The organism is Metabacillus sp. 22489, from assembly GCF_052044855.1.
Lineage (GTDB): Bacteria > Bacillota > Bacilli > Bacillales > Bacillaceae > Metabacillus > Metabacillus niabensis.
On record NZ_JBQENT010000101.1, the window covers coordinates 1 to 2,030 of the forward strand.

2 protein-coding genes are annotated in these 2,030 nt (G+C 36.2%); both read right to left on the reverse strand.

Annotated features, from left to right (window positions below):
• Positions 1-175: 175 nt before the first annotated feature.
• Positions 176-1,561 (reverse strand): S8 family peptidase, encoded by a 1,386-nt coding sequence (locus ACTJJ9_RS26110; RefSeq protein WP_186324349.1) that lies wholly within the window; start codon positions 1,559-1,561, stop codon positions 176-178.
• Positions 1,562-1,680: 119 nt separating this feature from the next.
• Complete coding sequence (locus tag ACTJJ9_RS26115; protein WP_145585423.1) at positions 1,681-1,932, reverse strand: hypothetical protein; 252 nt, start codon at positions 1,930-1,932, stop codon at positions 1,681-1,683.
• Positions 1,933-2,030 lie beyond the last annotated feature (98 nt).

A 2,030-nucleotide genomic window follows, 5' to 3' on the forward strand; every position in this document is an offset into this window, starting at 1 on the left:
CTGGCCGACGAACTTCCCAAATTGCTATGAATAAGATAAAGAACGTATTTAACAGGTATAGAAAAAAAATCCACTCCAACTAAAATTCCTCCTTAGTTTTTCCATTATCATGTACAAACAATGTACACCATGTAGAAGTTTTATAACAACGAAAAGCAACGGTTTCAAAAAGGGATTATTGCCTTTTGCTTTGGGCATCTTCCAATCCATTCTTTACATTAATTAAGCCACTACCAAATTCGTGATCAGTTCCAGGGATTCCTAAATCATAAGTAGAATTCTTAATAATGTCTATTACTTCTTGGTTCGTTAAATTAGGGTTTACTGAAAGCAAAAGACCTGCTAGTCCTGCTACATGTGGTGAAGCCATAGAAGTACCTGAAAGGGCAGCATACTGCTGGTTAAAATAGGTGCTCGGAATTTGAACTCCGGGAGCTGCAACATCGATATAATCTCCATAATTTGAGAAAGGGGCACGTTGTCCCGTGTAACTTACGGCGGCGACACTTAGAACCTTAGAAAAAGCAGCTGGATAGCTCGGCTGCATAGTATTTTCATTTCCTGCTGCAGCAATCAAGACAACATTTTTACTGTATGCATAATCGATTGCCCCTTTTAAAAGGGAAGAATACTGATAATTGCCTAAACTCATATTAATGACATCGGCTCCATGATCCACTGCCCAAAAAATCCCTTTTGCTATATCAAAGGTCGTCCCATGCCCTTCGGCACCCATTGCTTTTATAGGCATTATTTTGTTATACCAAGTGATGCCTGCAACACCTTCATGGTTGTTTGTTTCCGATGCAATGATTCCTGCTACATGGGTGCCATGCCCGTTGTCATCATCAGGGAAATTATTATTCAACAGTACATTATAACCATTTGTAATTCGTCTTCTCAAATCAGGATGGTCCAGATCAACGCCAGTGTCTATAACAGCAATAATGATATGTTCATCCCCTTTGGTGATATCCCAGCCTGCTTCTGCTTGAATTGCCGATAAGTTCCATTGGTATTGTTCTCTATATAGCAAATCATTAGGAAGTCCAATTTGATTTTGCAGATAAAGATAATTGGGTTCAGCAAATTCAACCATAGCCTGTCTGTTAAAATATTCAATAAGTTCCTTGGTCGAAAGCGTATTAGAACGAAAAACAATCGTAGAATTTAGCTTTTTAATGATAGTGCCATTTATCTCCTGTGTTATCCTTTTTATTTCCTTTGTTGAGGGAAGAGTCTTGAATGTAACGTTTACTTCTTTCTTAATATAATGACTCTCAGTTTTTTCATTGTGTTTAATTAGAAAAACGGAAGGATCATTTTTTAATTGATTCTTGATGGTTTGACCCATGGAAAGGCTGTTTATTTGAAGAACATTTTTTTCGTTTTCAACATTTTGGACATTGGTTATAGGAGGATTAAATTTGTTTTTGACAGCAACTGTTTTATTTTCGGGATTCTCTTTGTTTCTTGTATTTGGTACTATGAATAATAACCCTATGGATAGAAGAATAAGTACGGAAACAGTAACCAATAAGGACTTTCGTAATTTTGTCATGAGACACCTCTATAAATTTGTTATTAGAAAATGCTGCAATATAAGTATTAAATTTCTTATTAACATCCTTGAATCTTGATACATAAAGAACACCGTTTGTTCTCAAACGGTGTATAAACTTATTCATCAATAGTATCTGGATCTGTTGCGTCTTCAGGATCTTCAATTGGTTCTTCTGTATCAGGGGTGACATTATGTTCATCAATAGTATCTGAATCAGTTGCGTCGATCGGATCTTCAATTGGTTCCTCTGTCCCTGGAGTTACATCCTCCGGTGGTGGATTATTATCGTCATCTCCATTATTACACCCTAATAACAAGAAAATTGAAAGAAAAACCGTTGATAAAAATTTCATCCACTTAAGATTCATCTTACCGCCGCCCTTTCGATTGTTGTAAATTCTAAATTATTTTCTAGGTTGGTTAACAACTAACCAACCTTTTGTCTCGCATAACTATTGTTGTTTTA

Excerpts from the sequence above, each read along its gene's own strand:
- ACTJJ9_RS26115 (WP_145585423.1), bottom strand. The coding sequence starts at position 1,932 with ATGAATCTTAAGTGGATGAAATTTTTATCAACGGTTTTTCTTTCAATT.
- ACTJJ9_RS26110 (WP_186324349.1), bottom strand. The coding sequence starts at position 1,561 with ATGACAAAATTACGAAAGTCCTTATTGGTTACTGTTTCCGTACTTATT.